This is a genomic window from Leptothrix discophora, from assembly GCF_030705305.1.
Classification (GTDB): Bacteria; Pseudomonadota; Gammaproteobacteria; order Burkholderiales; family Burkholderiaceae_C; genus Sphaerotilus; species Sphaerotilus discophorus.
Window position 1 is genome coordinate 58,270 of sequence record NZ_JAUZEE010000011.1, and the last position, 14,668, is coordinate 72,937.

A 14,668-nucleotide genomic window follows, 5' to 3' on the forward strand; every position below is an offset into this window, starting at 1 on the left:
CCGACGGGCTGTCGGAACGCCCGCTCACGAACGGTCCCCGGACGGCGCGGGCGTGCGGTCGGCCGAGCGCGGTCCCTTGTAGCGGTGGTAGCCCCACAGGTACTGGCCGGGCAGGCGTCGGATCATGCGTTCCATCTCGCGGTTGACGACGCTGGCGCCGGCCTCGGCGAGCGCCTGGGCATCGACACCGGCCATCGGCATCGCATCGGTGCCCGGCATGGGCTCTGCCGGCAGCTCGACGCGCAGCCGGTAGCCGCGCTGGCCGCCCAGGCGTTCGGCCGAGACCATCAGGCAGGCCGCGCCGGTCTGCTGCAGCAGCCGCGCGGCCAGCGTCATCGTGTAGGCCGGACGGCCGAAGAAGGGCACCCACACGCCCATGCCTTCGGGCGGGACCTGGTCGGGCAGCAGGCCGATCGTGCCGCCGCTGCGCAGCGCCCGGATCATCTGGCGCACGCCCACCAGCGTGGCCGGCGCGGTCTGCAGGCCGGGACGGGTGCGGGCATGGGCGACCAGCTCGCGCAGCCAGGCCTTGCGCGGCGGGCGGTACATCGCGGTCATCGGCTGGCGGTGGCCCCAGCGCTCGGCATAGGCCTGGCCGATGATCTCGAAGCTGCCCAGGTGCGGCGTCAGGATGACCAGCCCGCGGCCGGCCGCCAGCGCCGCGTCGATGCGCTCGGCACCGTCCCAGCTGACCAGCTCGCCGAGGCGGCTGTCGTGCGGCCGGGCCCACAGCCAGGGCAGCTCGGCGAGCATGCAGCCGGACTGGCCGATCGCCGGCTCGGCGGCCTGCCAGTCGACCCCGGCCTGCGCCGCCTGGTCGCGGAACCGGCGCCGGTAGCTGGGCGACAGCCGGAAGGCGAGCCAGCCGGCCGCGCGGCCGATGCGATGCAAAAAGCCCAGGGGAAGCCGGGCTGTTAGACGGAAGAGGGTCGAAATCACGTGTCTAGAATGAGTGCTTCGCCGAGTTAAAGAACAACTTGCGGGGCGACGGGCCGGTGATCCAACCCAGGATTGTCCGACACGCGGCAGCGACACGCTGCTGACCAAGAGCCGCTAAAGCGTTCGCCGCAGGCTCCATCAGCGAGGCGGGCGAACCAGCCAACCCTCAACTGAAAAACTGGAGCCCCACCCGTGGCGAACGACTTCCTCTTCACCTCCGAATCCGTCTCCGAAGGCCATCCCGACAAGGTCGCCGACCAGGTCTCGGACGCCATCCTCGACGCCATCTTCGAGCAGGACCCGCGCAGCCGCGTGGCCGCCGAGACGCTGTGCAACACCGGCCTGGTGGTGCTGGCCGGCGAGATCACGACCAACGCCCACGTCGACTACATCCAGGTCGCGCGCGACACCATCAAGCGCATCGGCTACGACAACACCGAGTACGGCATCGACTACAAGGGTTGCGCCGTGCTGGTCGCCTACGACAAGCAAAGCAACGACATCGCCCAGGGCGTCGACCATGCCAGCGACGACCACCTCAACATCGGCGCCGGTGACCAGGGCCTGATGTTCGGCTACGCCTGCGACGAGACGCCCGAGCTGATGCCCGCACCGATCTACTACGCCCACCGGCTGGTCGAGCGCCAGGCCCAGCTGCGCAAGGACGGCCGCATGCCCTTCCTGCGCCCGGACGCCAAGAGCCAGGTGACGATGCGCTACGTCGACGGCAAGCCGCACAGCATCGACACGGTCGTGCTGTCGACCCAGCACAGCCCCGAGCAGAGCCTGGGCGACAAGATGATCCCGTCGTTCTACGAGGCCATCCGCGAGGAGCTGATCAAGCCGGTGCTGCCCCAGGAATGGCTGACCGCCGACACCAAGTACCTGATCAACCCGACCGGCCGCTTCGTCATCGGCGGCCCGCAGGGCGACTGCGGCCTGACCGGTCGCAAGATCATCGTCGACACCTACGGCGGCGCCTGCCCGCACGGCGGTGGCGCGTTCTCGGGCAAAGACCCGTCCAAGGTCGATCGCTCGGCCGCCTACGCCGCCCGCTACGTCGCCAAGAACGTCGTCGCCGCCGGCCTGGCGCGCCAGTGCCAGGTCCAGGTCGCCTACGCCATCGGCGTGGCCCGGCCGATGAACGTCACGGTCTACACCGAAGGCACCGGCGTCATCCCCGACGACCAGATCGCCAAGCTGGTGAACGAGCACTTCGACCTGCGCCCCAAGGGCATCATCCAGATGCTCGACCTGCTGCGGCCGATCTACTCGAAGACCGCCGCCTACGGCCACTTCGGCCGCGAGGAGCCGGAGTTCACCTGGGAGCGCACGGACAAGGCGACCGCGCTGCGGGCAGCGGCCGGGCTGTAAGTCCCGGCAGGCAAGCACGGCAGGCGCGCAGCGCCTCGGTCGCCTTGCCCCGCTCAGCCGGTCCACCCATGCCCCTGCGCCTCGACCAGCTGCGCCGCCATGCCCTGGCACGCAGCCTGTTCGCACCGACCTCCCTGCCGGCCGCCCTGCGCCGGCTCGGCTTCGTCCAGGCCGACCCGCTGCGCGCGCCCGCCAAGGCCCAGGACCTGACGCTGCGCCACCGCGTGCGCGGCTACCGGGCCGGCGAGCTGGAACAGCGCTACCCGGCGCTGCCGATCGAGGAAGACTTCTTCGTCAACTATGGCTTCCTGCCGCGCGAGGTCCAGGCCCTGCTGCACCCGCGCGCCGAACGCCGGCCCTGGGACGGGGCCCGCTGGCAGCAGGCCCATGCCGTGCGCGACTTCGTGCGCGCGCGGGGCGAGGCGCACCCGCGCGAGGTCGACGCGCGCTTCGACCACGGCACCGTCGGCAACTGGTTCGGCGGCCGGACCCGCGCCAGCACCGAGCTGCTCGACGGCCTGCACCACCGCGGCCTGCTGCGGGTGGCGCGGCGCGAGGGCGGCACCCGGCTCTACGCATCGCGCGAGCCCACGCCGGCACCGGTCGACCCGCTGACCGCGCTCGACACCCTGGCCGACCTGCTGCTGCAGACCTACGCGCCACTGCCCGAGCCTGGCCTGCTGCAGCTGCTCAGCCTGCTGATGGCCGGCGGCGTGCCGCAGTGGCGTCACCTGCGCGCGGCCACGCTCGAACGGGCCCGCGCGCGCTGGCCCGGCGCCGAGCTGGACGGCCTGCGCTGGTACTGGCCCGAAGGCGAGGACCCGGCCCGCAGCCGCCGCCACGACCCCGAGCGCGTCTGCCTGCTCGCCCCCTTCGACCCGGTGGTCTGGGACCGCCGCCGCTTCGAGCTGTTCTGGGGCTGGGCCTACCGCTTCGAGGCCTACGTCCCACCCGCCCAGCGCCAGCGCGGCCACTACGCGCTGCCCCTGCTCTGGCGCGACCAGGTGATCGGCTGGGCCAACCTCAAGGTCCGCGACGGCCGGCTCGATGCCAATCTCGGCTACGTCACCGCCCGCCCCACCGAGCCGGCCTACGACCAGGCCCTGGACGAGGAGCTGGGGCGCATGAGCGAGTTCCTCGGGCTGGGCTGAGGCGCCGAGCTCATCCCCACACCGGCTGCGTCGGTGCAAACGAGTCGTCCGGCTGCAGCACCGGCGGCGGCAGGCGGGGTTCGGGGTCCTCGGCGCGGGCGAGCTTGATGTATTCGATGTTGAGCGTGATCGTCTCGGCGTAGCGCAGCACGAAGCAGTCGCCGTCGACCGGGTAGAAGCGGCCCCAGCCGGGGCGTTCGTCGACACCGGCGCTGCCCTTGTCGGCCGACAGCGGGCGGCGGATCACCTGGCCCAGCACCAGCCGGTCGAGCTGGCCGTCGGGCTGGATGTCGTAGTCGTCGAGGATGCCCTTGTAGAGCCAGGGCTGGCCGGCCACGTCGACCAGGGCGCTGACGGCGATGAAGTCGGGCACCTCGTCCTCGGCGAAGTCGGCCCCGCTCAGCAGGTAGTACCAGGGCGCCTGCGAGAAGCGCAGCCAGGGGCTGAAACGCGCGCCGCGGCGGTCCAGGCGCCAGCGCGTGACCGCATGGCGCAGCAGCGTCGGGCCGGCGTAGGAGAACAGGATCAGCGTGGCCAGGTAGACGCCGATGCAACCGGCGTGCTGGGCGACCACGTCGAGCGCCGCGGACTGGGTCGGGCCGTGGGCGGCCAGCAGGTGCAGCACCACGCCGGCATCGAGCGGCGGACGGCCGGCCGGCGGGTCGGCACCGATCAGCGCGTCGAAGGCCGCCAGCGTCGTGGCCAGGCCCAGCCACAGCCCGTGCAGCACGATGGCCCAGACCATCGCCTCGGTGGCGACCTGGCCGAAGGGCGAGTAGTCCAGCGACAGCCGCTCGGCGCGCTTGATGCGCGAGCGGGCGATGAAGCCCGGCAGCAGCGCCAGGAACACCACCAGGGCAGGCAGCGCGACGTTCATCGCCGGCGCCGCGACGGTGCGGGGATCAAGCCGGGCCCAGGATCAGGCGGCCTTGGGCACGACCACCGGCTTCAGGCGCAAGGTGCGGCCCTTGGGCTGGCGCAGCACGATGACCTGCGGCGTGGGCACGGTCCGTTCACCGGCGGCGCTGCGTTCACGGGCGACCATGAACTGGCGCAACTGCTCGCTGGCCAGGGGATCGGCGAGGACTTCGCGGGCGAGCGGGCTCTTGAGCGCTTTCATGCCGACGAATATGCCACAGGGGGGTGACCGATCAGGCCGTCACCGGCCCCTGGCGTCGGCCCGGCGCGACGCTGGAAGGCCGATCAACACGAGGTTCTTTCAATTCAGGCTTTTCGCGGCCGGACCTTGCTGGCGGCCAGGCGGGCCTGCGCGCGGGCGTGCTCGACGTCCTCGTCATGGACCAGCGCGACGCCCATGCGGCGCTTGACGAAGCTCTCGGGCTTGCCGAACAGGCGGATCTCGCTGCGCGGCACCCGCAGGGCCTCGTCGACCCCGTCGAAGACGATGCCGGCGGCGTCCACGCCACCGTAGATCACGGCGCTCGCGCCCGGGCACTTCAGCGCGGTGTCGACCGGCAGGCCGAGGATGGCGCGGGCATGCAGCTCGAACTCGTTCTGCCACTGCGTCGCCATCGTGACCATGCCGGTGTCGTGCGGTCGCGGGCTGACCTCGCTGAACCAGACCTGCTCGCCCTTGACGAACAGCTCGACGCCGAACAGCCCGAGCCCGGCCGGCTGGCCATCCAGGCCCAGGCCCAGGTTGGCGGTGACGGCACCGGCGATCTGCTCGGCCCGCGCCAGCGCGGTCGGCGACATCGGGTGCGGCTGCCAGCTCTCGACGTAGTCGCCGCTGACCTGCAGGTGGCCGATCGGGGCGCAGTAGCGGGTCTCGACCGAGCCGTCGGCGGCGCGTGCGCGCACGGTCAGCAGCGTGATCTCGTAGTCGAAGTCGATGAAGCCCTCGACGATGACGCGGCCGTGGCTGACGCGCCCGCCGGCCATGGCGTAGGCCCAGGCCTGGGGCACATCGGCCGGGCCATCGATCCTGCTCTGGCCCTTGCCCGAGCTGCTCATGACCGGCTTGACGATGCAGGGGTAGCCGATCGCGGGCTGGCCGTCGCTGCCATCGATGGCGGCCTGCAGCTGCTCGGCCGAGTCGCAGAAGCGGTAGGGGCTGGTCGGCAGGCCCAGGGTCTCGGCGGCCAGCCGGCGGATGCCCTCGCGGTCCATCGTCAGGCGGGCGGCGCGCGCGGTCGGCACGCAGCGGATGCGGCCCTCGGCCTCCAGCGCCTCCAGCACCGGCGTGGCGATGGCCTCGATCTCGGGCACGACCAGGTCGGGCCGCTCGGCCTCGATCAGCGCGCGCAGCGCCTCGCCGTCGCTCATCGCGATCGTGCGGGCGTGGTGGGCGACCTGCTGGCCAGGCGCGTTCTCGTAGCGGTCGACGGCGAGGGTCTCGACGCCCAGCCGCTGCAGCGCGATCAGGACTTCCTTGCCCAGCTCGCCGCTGCCCAGCAGCATGACGCGGGTGGCGTGGGGGGACAGCGGGGTGCCGAGGGTCGTGCTCATGGTGTGCGGTGCAGGGCTGCGGGGATGGCGGAAGCGGCGATTCTGGCCGCGCCGCCCCTCCCCGTGCTGACGTCAGCCCGCCCTGCCGCGCACCGCAGCGGCCCGCCGGCCGCCCTCAGCCGCGCGGCGCCACGTGGACGTCGAGCACGCTGCCCTCGCGCGCCTCGAACTCGCGGATGCGGTTGATCAGCGAGGCGGTCAGCGTGTGGCCGGCGGTCAGCATCAGCAGGCCGCGGCCCGAGATCAGGTCCTGCGACAGCACCATGGCGGGCTCCAGCGCGGCGGTCGGCAGCGGCGGGATGCGCACGGCCGGCGGGGCGGGTTCGGTCAGGTGCAGGAAGACGTCGAGCACCTCCGGATCGAACTGCGTGCCGCGGGCGCGGCGCATCACCGTGCGGGCTTCCAGCGCGGTCAGGCGGACGTCGGCAAGGTGGCCGTTCTGCAGGTCGTCGAAGGCGTCGGCGATGGCCAGGATGCGCGAGCCCAGCGGGATCGCCGCGCCGGCCAGCTTGTCCGGGAAGCCGCTGCCGTCGTGGCGCTCGTGGTGCGAGCGGATCAGCGGCACCAGCGCCTGCAGGTCGTCCAGCGCCATCAGCGACGGCTCGGCCAGCATCGGGTGCCTGCGGTAGGCCGCCAGCTCGGTGTCGTCGTAGCGGGCCAGCGGCCGGCCCAGCAGCGCGTCGCCCAGGCCTATCTGGCCGATGTCGTGCAGCAGGCCGGCCACGAAGATGTCCATCACCTCGGCTTCGGGCAGGCCCATCTTGCGGGCGATGTCACGGGCCATCTCGGCGACCCGCCGGCCATGGCCGGCGAGCTGCGCGCCGCGCAGTTCCAGCAGGCTGGAGAAGACCCTGATCGCCTTCAGGTGGTTGCGGCGCAGCTTGTCGTTGGCCTCGGCCAGCTCGGCGGTGCGGGCCTGCACGCGCGATTCCAGCTCGGCGTTGAGGTCCTTGAGCGCGTCGTTCTGGCTGCGCGTGAGCGCCTCCAGCCGGTCGCGCTCGCGCTGCAGGGCCAGCCGCTCCAGGCCCTCGGCGACCGCACCGAGCAGCTCGGCCTCGTCCCAGGGCTTGTGCACGAAGCGCAGGATCTGGCCGCGGTTGATCGCCGCCACGGTCGAGGCCATGTCGGCATGGCCGGTCAGCAGGATGCGCACCACCTGCGGCCAGCGCGCACGCACGGCCTCCAGCAGCTGCGCGCCGTCCATGCCGGGCATGCGCATGTCGGAGATGACGACGTCGACCGGCCGCCGCGACAGGATCTCCAGCGCCTCGGCCCCACCCGGCGCGCTCAGGACCTGGTGGCCGGCACCGCGCAGCACGCGCTTGAGGGACGCGAGGATGTTGGCCTCGTCATCGACGCACAGCACGGTCGTGCCTGCCCCTCGTCCGTCAGGCGCGTCGACCGTCATGCCGGGATTCCTTCGTGGCGCCGCACCGGCAGCACGAGGTTGAAGCGGGTGCCCTCGCCGACCTTGCTGTCGACGGTCAGGCGGCCACCGTGCTTCTGCACGATGCCGTAGGACAGCGACAGGCCCAGGCCGGTGCCGTGGCCGACCGGCTTGGTGGTGAAGAAGGGGTCGAAGATGCGCTGCAGGTGGTCGAGCGGAATGCCGCAGCCATCGTCCTCGATCTGGACCCAGACCGTGCCACCGTCCGGCGCGTCGTGGTGACCGGTGCGGATCGTGATCGTCCCGCGGGTCTGGTCGATCGCGTGGGCGGCGTTGACCAGCAGGTTCATGAAGACCTGGTTGATTTCCGAGGCCAGGCACTGGACGTCGGGCATCGCGCCGTAGTCGCGCACGACGTCGGCCTTGTACTTGATCTCGTTGTTGACGATGTTGAGGGTCGAGTCCAGGCCCTTGCGCAGGTCGGTCCACTCCCATTCCTGGCGGGCGTCGACGCGCGAGAAGTCCTTCAGGTCCTGGACGATCTTGCGCACCCGCGTCAGGCCTTCGAGCGACTCGTTCATCAGCGCCGGCACGTCTTCCTTCAGGTAGTCGAGGTCGATCGAGCGGCGCAGCCCGGCCAGCGTCGCGGCCGCCGGCGTGCCGGCCAGCAGCGGCTCGGCCTGCTCGTAGGCATCGAGCATGCGGAAGAGGTCGGCCAGGACCTTCTGCAGCGTGCCGAAGTTCGAGAACACGTAGCCGACCGGGTTGTTGATCTCGTGCGCCACGCCGGCGGCGAGCTGGCCGATCGAGGCCAGGCGCTCGGACTGGGTCAGCTGGTCACGGGTGGTCTTGAGCTGGCGGTTGACCTGCTGCAACGAGTCGTTGCTGCGCATCAGGTTGTCGACCTGGTCGGCGTACGGGCACTTCTGGCAGCGACTGGCCGGGTCAGTCAGACGGGTGTCGCACAGGGAGGTGGCAGCGGTCATGTCGGGTTTCTCGTCGGCGGGAGGTGGACGGGAAGGGAACAGGAACAGGCAGGCGGGGGCTGCGGCGGCATCGGGCCAGCAGCGGGATCAGCCCAGCAACGACTTCGACAGCGCACGCACGCCGGCCTCGACGTCGCCGAAGACCCGTTGCGCCTCGTCGTCGTCCAGCGCGATGCGCCGCCAGGACGACGGCGCCAGCGCCGGCACCGATTCGGCCGGATCGTCCTCCAGGTCCAGCACATGCGCGATGGCGTCGGCCAGGTGCACAAGATCGGCCAGCGTGACCGGCCCGTCACCGGCGGGCGGCCCGTGGTGCGCGGCAATCGCGGCGACCACCTCGGGCGGGAAACGCCAGTGGCGCGCCACCATCGCGCCGACCTCGGCATGGTCCAGGCCCAGCAGCGCGCGCTCGAAGGGCAGCGTGTCGGCATCGTCGACGGCCGCGGCGGCACGCACCGCCGCGAGGCCGTCGGCGTGGTAGCCGCACAGCACCAGACGGCCGATGTCGTGCAGCAGCGCGGCGGTGAAGGCAACGTCCTGGTCCGGTGGACGCCCCCGCGCCAGCGCCTGCGCGGCCAGCGCGCTGGCCAGCGCATGGCGCCAGAAGTGGCCCATCGTCGCCGCCACCTCGGGATGTCCGGCCAGCGGGCTGCGCGCCAGGCTGTCGGCCACGGCGGCGGCGGCCAGCATCGCGCCGATCGAGCGCCGGCCCAGCAGCAGCACCGCATCGCGGATCGTCGCGACCCGGCCGGACACACCGTAGAAGGCCGAATTGGCCAGCCGCAGGATGCGCGCGGTGATCGCCGGGTCGAGCGCGATGCGCGCGGCGCAGTCGGTGTCGCTGGCGGTGTCGCTGCGCAGCAGCGCGAGCGCCTGCAGCACGGCCTGCGGCAGCGCCGGCAGCTGGCTGACGCGGCGCGTCAGGTTGTCCGCGTCGATGCGCCAGCCCGCGCCCGGCGGCGGCGGGTCGACCGGGCGGGCGGCCGGTCCGTCGTGCCGGGTCTCAGGGGGCAGGTCATGCAGCAGGCCGTGCGTCGACACGTCCCAGCCGGTCTCCGGCGCACCGCGCCGGTAGAGCCCGATGAGCCGCTGCAGGGGGTGGATGCCGCCGGCACGGGCGCTGCGGCGGAACAGGCGGTCGTCGGTGGCGATCATCGAGACCGCTCCCCACGGCGGACCGGTCCGCCATCCGGGCGGCCGTCCTCCGGCCAGAACAGCACCGCGCGTGGTGGGTCCTCGTGGACCTGGCCAGGGCGGCGCACCGGGCTGACGATGACGCGGAAATCGCGTCCGCCCAGTCGGAGGTGCGGCGACAGGCCCGGACCCTGGCCGTCGCCGCCGCCGGCCGCCTGCAGCTCGGGCAGCACCTCGCCGAGGTCCAGGCCCAGCGGCAGGCCGCGCTCGTGCAGCAGACCCTCGGCGGCGCCGTTGGCATAGGCCACCATGCCTTCCGGATCGACGCCCAGCAGGGCCACCGGCAGCTCGTCGAGCACGTCGCGCAGGCCGTCGGCGCTGGCGGCCATCAGCTCGGTCCGGACCCGTTGCTGGCCCAGCAGCGCACCCAGGCGCTCGTTGAGCGCGGCCAGGTCGGCGTTGGCGGTCTCGACCTGCAGCGCCAGGCGGCGGTTCTCGTCGGACAGCTCCTTCTGCCGGAAGGCCTCGGCGACGTGCGAGCGCAGGCGCTGGTCGTCCCAGGGCTTGGTCAGGAACTTGTAGATCGCGCCCTCGTTGACCGCGTCGATGATGGACTGCAGCTCGGTGAAGCCCGACAGCACCAGCCGCACCGTCGACGGGTAGAGCGCGCGGGCGCGGTGCAGGAATTCCACCCCGGTCATGCCCGGCATGCGCTGGTCCGAGACGATCACGTCGACGGTCTGCTCGGCCAGCCGCTGCAGGCCTTCGGCCGCGCTGGTGGCCGTGACGATGTGATAGCCGTCGTGGCGCAGCAGGCGCTTGAGCGCGTTGAGGATGTTGGGCTCGTCGTCGACCAGCAGCAGCGTGCGCTCGCGCTCGGTGCGCTTGACGAAGGGCTCGGGCAGGCGCCGGCCGGAGCGCAGCAGCGCCTCGAAGGCCTGCGGGTCCAGCGGCCGGCTGAACCAGTAGCCCTGGATCAGGTCGCAGCCGTGCGAGGCCAGCAGCGCGAGCTGGCCCTCGGTCTCGACGCCCTCGGCCAGCACGCGCATCTGCAGGCCGTGGGCCATGTGGATGATGGCCCGCGTGACCGACACCCGCTGCGTCGCGGCGGTCACGTCGTGCACGAAGGACCGGTCGACCTTGAGCACGTCGATGGGCAGCCGGCTCAGGCTGTTGAGGCTGGAGTAGCCGGTGCCGAAGTCGTCCAGTGCGATCTCCACGCCCAGCGCCTTGACCGCATGGAGCACGCTGTTGGCGCTGTCGATGTCGTGCAGCAGCGTGCTCTCGGTCAGCTCGACGGCGAGCTGCTCGGGCGTCGCGCCGGTCTGCTGAAGCACGGCCTGGACATGCCGCGCGAAGTCGGGCCGCTGCAGCTGCACCGGCGACAGGTTGACCGAGATGCGCAGCGGCGGCAGGCCGGCACGTCGCCAGGCCACCGCCTGCGTGCAGGCCTGGTGGAGCACCCAGTCGCCGATCGCGCCGATCAGGCCGGAGCGCTCGGCGATCGGGATGAACTCGGCCGGCGAGACCACGCCCAGCCGGGCCGAGGTCCAGCGCAGCAGCGCCTCGGCGCCGCAGACGGCCCCGCCGCCCAGCTCGACCTGGGGCTGGTAGACGAGGCTCAGCTCGCCGTGGGCGATGGCGTGGCGCAGCTCCGATTCGACGTGCATGTCGCGCCGCGCCCGGTCGGCCACCGACTGGTGGAAGCGCCCGACGCCGCCGCCGGCGGTCAGCCCGAGCCGGGCCGACTGGGCCGACTCGATCAGGCCGGCCGGGCTGTCGGCATCGGCCGGGAAGGCGGCGATGCCGATGGCGGGCAGCGGGAAGACTTCCGTGCTGCCGAGCCGGACCGGTGCGCACAGCGCCGCGTGCAGCGCCTCGGCGCGCTCGCGCACCTGCGCCTCCGGATCGACGGCGGGTGTGGGAACGGGTGCGGGTGCGGGTGCGGGTGCGGGTGCGGGAACGGGGACGGGAGCAGCTTCGGACCCGTGCGCTGCGGGCAGCTCGATCAGCCAGGCGAATTCGGTGTCGCCGACGCGGGCGATCACGGCGCCTTCGCCGCAATGGTCCTTCAGGCGCGCGGCCAGCGACATCGCCAGCGTGTCGCCAGCGCCATAGCCCATGCTGGCCTTGATCTCGGCGATGCGCGGCACGTCGATGGCCAGCAGCGCCAGGCCGCTGGCGCTCCAGCGCGCGGCATGCATCGCGGCGTCGATCTGGTCGAGCAGGGCCGCCCGGTTGGGCAGGCCGCTGATCTCGTCGTGGTGGACCAGGTGCTGGATGCGCTGCTCGGCCTCGCGCTGCGCGGTCAGGTCGTGCAGCATGGCCACGCCATGGGTCGCGTTGCGCACGCCCCGGTGCAGCACGACCAGGCGGCGGCCGTCGCGGCAGATCACGCGATGCTGGAACTCGAAGGGCTCGTCCAGCTCGGCGTTGCGCCAGATCCCGGCGACATAGGCGCGTTCCTCGGCCGGCACCCAGGCCAGCGCGTCGACCGCCATGAAGTCGGATGCTGGCTGGCAGTCGCGTGTGCAGCCGGGTGCGAGGTTGAGGCTGCGGCAGGGGTTGAGCGCCTCGTCGAAGCCCCGCGTCGCCGAGGCGGTCGGCGCGACATCGCCCAGACCGAGCGCCTCGCATTCGCCCAGCAGCGTGCGCAGGCCCAGCGAGGGCTTGATGCGGCCGGACGGCCACTCGACCTCGAAGGAACCGGCGCGGCTGAGCGCCTCGGTGCGCGCCAGCATGCCGGCATGCCAGGCGACCTGGCGCAAGGCCTCCTGCAGCGCGGCCTGGACCGTGGGCGCATGCGGCGCAGGTCCGGAGATCGGGAACGACGCCAGCGGCGTCGGAGGGTCTGAGGGCATCGCGGGCTGCCTGGGCCGGTGGGGCCGTGCTCGGGAAGGGGAGACGGCCCGCCTGGAGGCGGGACGTCGGTCTTCCGAGACTAGGTCCGCGAGCCCGCCGCGAAGGGCCGAAAAGAACCCCGGCGGCGCAGCACTTCAGGCCTCAGCGCGCGGCGATCAAGCCCTCGGCTTGGCCGGACGCTCGCCACGCGGCAAGGACGGGGCACCGGTCGGGGCGCCGGTCGGCGCGTGGGCCTTGGCCTCGGCGCGGGCCTGCGCCAGCAGCGCGTCGAACTGGGCCTCGGGCACGCCGCGCAGCACGCAGAAGTTGGCGCGCGTCAGCGAGGTGCTTTCCCACTCGCGCAGCAGCCGGGCGCGCTGGCGGCGCTCCGGGTCCTCGATGCGGGCCTCGGCGGCCTCCGGGCGCTGTTCGGCACGCGGGTCGGGACGGCGGTCCTGGCGCGGCCCCTCGCCACCGCGCTGCGGCGGGCGGTCGTTCGGGCGACGATCGCCACGGCCTTCGGGACGGCCGTCCTGGCGACCGTCCTGGCGGCCTTCCGGACGCGGCGGCCGGGCGTCACGGCGCGGTGCATCGGGACGCGGCCCGTCGCGGCGCGGCTGGCCGTCGCGCGGGGGCTGGCCCGGGTGTTGAGCAACGGGCTGGCCGGCCTGCGGCGATCGGGGCGGACGATCGCCGCGCGGCTCGCGGCGCTCACCGCCTCGACCGGCGTCGCGGCCGCCTTCGCGCTGGCCTTCACGCTGGCCTTCACGCGGCGCACCGTCGCGCGGCGGGCGCGGACCACGCGGCGGGCGTGCGCTGGGGGCGGGAGCGGTCGAGCCATCGGCCGCGACGGGGGCGGGGGAGGTGGCGCTGCTGCCGTCCGCAGCCGGCGGCTGGCCTTCGGCCGCACGCGGCGGGCGCGGACCCCGGCCACCACGGGCCGGCTGCGCACCGCCTTCGGCGACGCGGCGCTCGTTGCGCAGCGCGCGGCGGCGGGCCAGTTCTTCCAGGGCGATCTGGCGGTGCTCGTCGCTGATCTCGCCGGCCGGCTGGCCGTCGAGGTCGAGGCGCTGCGGCGCGCGGCTGAGCGCGTTCAGGTAGGCCGTGCTGCCGGTCAGCCGGCGCAGGAAGGCCGACAGCACCGTGCGGCTGAAGACACCCGGCGCACGCACCTGTATGTCGGCCTGGATGCGCAGCTTCAGCGGCTTGGCCGGGCCGTCGAACAGCGCCGGGAAGCGCTGCGCCAGTTCGCGCGCGCAGTCGGCGGGCGACAGGCCGGGCTTGGCGGGTTCGTCGGGTTCGGGGGAGTTGGCCGGGTCGGCGGTCGCTTCGGCCGTGTCGGCCGTGTCAGCCGTGTCGGCCATGTCGGCCATGTCGGGCGTGTCGGCCATATCGGCCGGGTCGGGCGCGTCGGCCGCCGCCTCGACCGGGTCGGTCGCACCGGCCTCGTCGACGGCGGCGACCGCCTCGGGCACCTCGGGCGCCGCAGCGGCTGCGGGTTCGGCGGCCGGCGCGGCAGAGGTCTCCGCCGGTGCGGCGACGGCCACGCGATCAGGGGTCGCGTCGGCGTTCTCGGCGGCGGGTTGGGTCGGGTCTTGGGTCGGGTCGATGGACATGGCGCGGCGGCACTGGAAGGCCGATCGGCAGGAAACGAGGCCGCGATTGTCGGGCCAGCCGCGTTTCCCGTCGCCGTCGACGTGCGACGGCCCCGCGCAGGGCCGTTGCGCTCAGGTGTCGAGCACCAGCCGGGCCTGTCCGACGAGGCCTTGCGGACCGGGCTCGAAGGCCACCGTCAGCGCCGCGCGGTCGCGCGGATCGCGGATCGAGCGGTACAGGCCATCGCGCTCGTTGCCGGGCTCGCCGGCAACGTAGAGCTGCGTCGTCAGCAGCTCGCGGCGGCCGTCCTTCACCTTGACGTGGATGTGCGGCGTGCGGCCGGTGTAGGGCGCCGGCCGGATCGTGCGGAAGCGCCAGCGACCCTCGCCGTCGACGCTCGCGCGGCCCCAGCCCTGGAAGCCGGGATCGGCCTGGTCGCCATCGCCCGGGTGGTGGTAGTGCCCGTCGGCGTCGCATTGCCAGATCTCCACCTGCAGCCCTGCCAGCGGCCGACCCCGCAGGTCGACCAGGCGGCCTTCGAGCTGGGCCGGCTGGCCGCGCCGGGGCATCCGCGTGCCGTTGCGCAGCAGGTCGGCATCGCCGTCGGCCGGCAGGCGCACCGGGTAGAACGGGCCTTCGGCCTGCGACACTGTCGGGCGCAGCGGCGCACCGTCCTGGCCGCGGGCCGGCAGCCAGAGCGCCGGCAGGCCCAGCAGCGCCAGCCCGGCCCCCAGGCGCAGGCCCTGTCGGCGGGCGCGGCGGTCGTGGTCAGCGGCAGCGGTCATGGTCGG

12 protein-coding genes are annotated in these 14,668 nt (G+C 73.2%); 2 read left to right on the forward strand and 10 right to left on the reverse strand.

What is annotated here, in order from left to right:
* Positions 1-24: 24 nt before the first annotated feature.
* Positions 25-939, reverse strand: coding sequence for a lysophospholipid acyltransferase family protein (locus Q8X39_RS17300; RefSeq protein WP_369538121.1), 915 nt, complete (start codon positions 937-939; stop codon positions 25-27).
* Between the two features lie 192 nt (positions 940-1,131).
* Here Q8X39_RS17300 and metK point away from each other — a divergent pair, with 192 nt between their 5' ends.
* Positions 1,132-2,313, forward strand: coding sequence for a methionine adenosyltransferase (gene metK / locus Q8X39_RS17305; protein ID WP_305750936.1), 1,182 nt, complete (start codon positions 1,132-1,134; stop codon positions 2,311-2,313).
* A gap of 68 nt (positions 2,314-2,381) precedes the next feature.
* Complete coding sequence (locus Q8X39_RS17310) at positions 2,382-3,464, forward strand: DNA glycosylase AlkZ-like family protein (RefSeq protein ID WP_305750937.1); 1,083 nt, start codon at positions 2,382-2,384, stop codon at positions 3,462-3,464.
* A gap of 10 nt (positions 3,465-3,474) precedes the next feature.
* On the opposite strand, the gene Q8X39_RS17315 is transcribed toward Q8X39_RS17310, so the two are convergent.
* The 9 genes from Q8X39_RS17315 to Q8X39_RS17355 form a co-directional block, all read right to left on the reverse strand.
* Positions 3,475-4,341, reverse strand: coding sequence for a hypothetical protein (locus Q8X39_RS17315; RefSeq protein ID WP_305750938.1), 867 nt, complete (start codon positions 4,339-4,341; stop codon positions 3,475-3,477).
* Between the two features lie 42 nt (positions 4,342-4,383).
* A complete protein-coding gene (locus Q8X39_RS17320; protein ID WP_305750939.1) occupies positions 4,384-4,584 on the reverse strand; it encodes a hypothetical protein in 201 nt (66 codons plus the stop codon).
* Between the two features lie 104 nt (positions 4,585-4,688).
* Entirely contained in the window at positions 4,689-5,933 is a 1,245-nt protein-coding gene (gene purT / locus Q8X39_RS17325; protein WP_305750940.1) for a formate-dependent phosphoribosylglycinamide formyltransferase, read from the reverse strand.
* A 115-nt stretch (positions 5,934-6,048) separates the two neighbouring features.
* Positions 6,049-7,341: a response regulator c-di-GMP phosphodiesterase, NosR family gene (gene nosR, locus Q8X39_RS17330; RefSeq protein WP_305750941.1), complete on the reverse strand. Its 1,293-nt coding sequence runs from the start codon at positions 7,339-7,341 to the stop codon at positions 6,049-6,051.
* Positions 7,338-8,306: an ATP-binding protein gene (locus Q8X39_RS17335; RefSeq protein ID WP_305750942.1), complete on the reverse strand. Its 969-nt coding sequence runs from the start codon at positions 8,304-8,306 to the stop codon at positions 7,338-7,340. Before Q8X39_RS17335 ends, nosR begins: the two co-directional genes overlap by 4 nt.
* 87 nt (positions 8,307-8,393) lie before the next feature.
* Positions 8,394-9,461, reverse strand: coding sequence for an HDOD domain-containing protein (locus tag Q8X39_RS17340; protein WP_305750943.1), 1,068 nt, complete (start codon positions 9,459-9,461; stop codon positions 8,394-8,396).
* The gene (locus tag Q8X39_RS17345; protein WP_305750944.1) at positions 9,458-12,301 is read right to left on the reverse strand and encodes an EAL domain-containing protein; all 2,844 of its coding nucleotides are present in this window, start codon (positions 12,299-12,301) and stop codon (positions 9,458-9,460) included. The genes Q8X39_RS17340 and Q8X39_RS17345 overlap by 4 nt, the downstream gene beginning before the upstream one ends.
* Positions 12,302-12,457: 156 nt before the next feature.
* Positions 12,458-13,897 carry a ProQ/FINO family protein gene (locus tag Q8X39_RS17350; protein WP_305750945.1) on the reverse strand — a complete coding sequence of 480 codons (1,440 nt, stop codon included), beginning with the start codon at positions 13,895-13,897 and terminating at the stop codon, positions 12,458-12,460.
* Between the two features lie 111 nt (positions 13,898-14,008).
* Positions 14,009-14,662 (reverse strand): dioxygenase family protein, encoded by a 654-nt coding sequence (locus Q8X39_RS17355; protein WP_407068026.1) that lies wholly within the window; start codon positions 14,660-14,662, stop codon positions 14,009-14,011.
* Positions 14,663-14,668 lie beyond the last annotated feature (6 nt).

Bases quoted from the DNA above. Each gene is read 5' to 3' on its own strand.
- Q8X39_RS17310 (WP_305750937.1), top strand. From the start codon at position 2,382: ATGCCCCTGCGCCTCGACCAGCTGCGCCGCCATGCCCTGGCACGCAGC.
- Q8X39_RS17315 (WP_305750938.1), bottom strand. From the start codon at position 4,341: ATGAACGTCGCGCTGCCTGCCCTGGTGGTGTTCCTGGCGCTGCTGCCG.
- Q8X39_RS17320 (WP_305750939.1), bottom strand. From the start codon at position 4,584: ATGAAAGCGCTCAAGAGCCCGCTCGCCCGCGAAGTCCTCGCCGATCCC.
- purT (WP_305750940.1), bottom strand. From the start codon at position 5,933: ATGAGCACGACCCTCGGCACCCCGCTGTCCCCCCACGCCACCCGCGTC.
- nosR (WP_305750941.1), bottom strand. From the start codon at position 7,341: ATGACGGTCGACGCGCCTGACGGACGAGGGGCAGGCACGACCGTGCTG.
- Q8X39_RS17335 (WP_305750942.1), bottom strand. From the start codon at position 8,306: ATGACCGCTGCCACCTCCCTGTGCGACACCCGTCTGACTGACCCGGCC.
- Q8X39_RS17340 (WP_305750943.1), bottom strand. From the start codon at position 9,461: ATGATCGCCACCGACGACCGCCTGTTCCGCCGCAGCGCCCGTGCCGGC.
- Q8X39_RS17345 (WP_305750944.1), bottom strand. From the start codon at position 12,301: ATGCCCTCAGACCCTCCGACGCCGCTGGCGTCGTTCCCGATCTCCGGA.
- Q8X39_RS17350 (WP_305750945.1), bottom strand. From the start codon at position 13,897: ATGTCCATCGACCCGACCCAAGACCCGACCCAACCCGCCGCCGAGAAC.
- Q8X39_RS17355 (WP_407068026.1), bottom strand. From the start codon at position 14,662: ATGACCGCTGCCGCTGACCACGACCGCCGCGCCCGCCGACAGGGCCTG.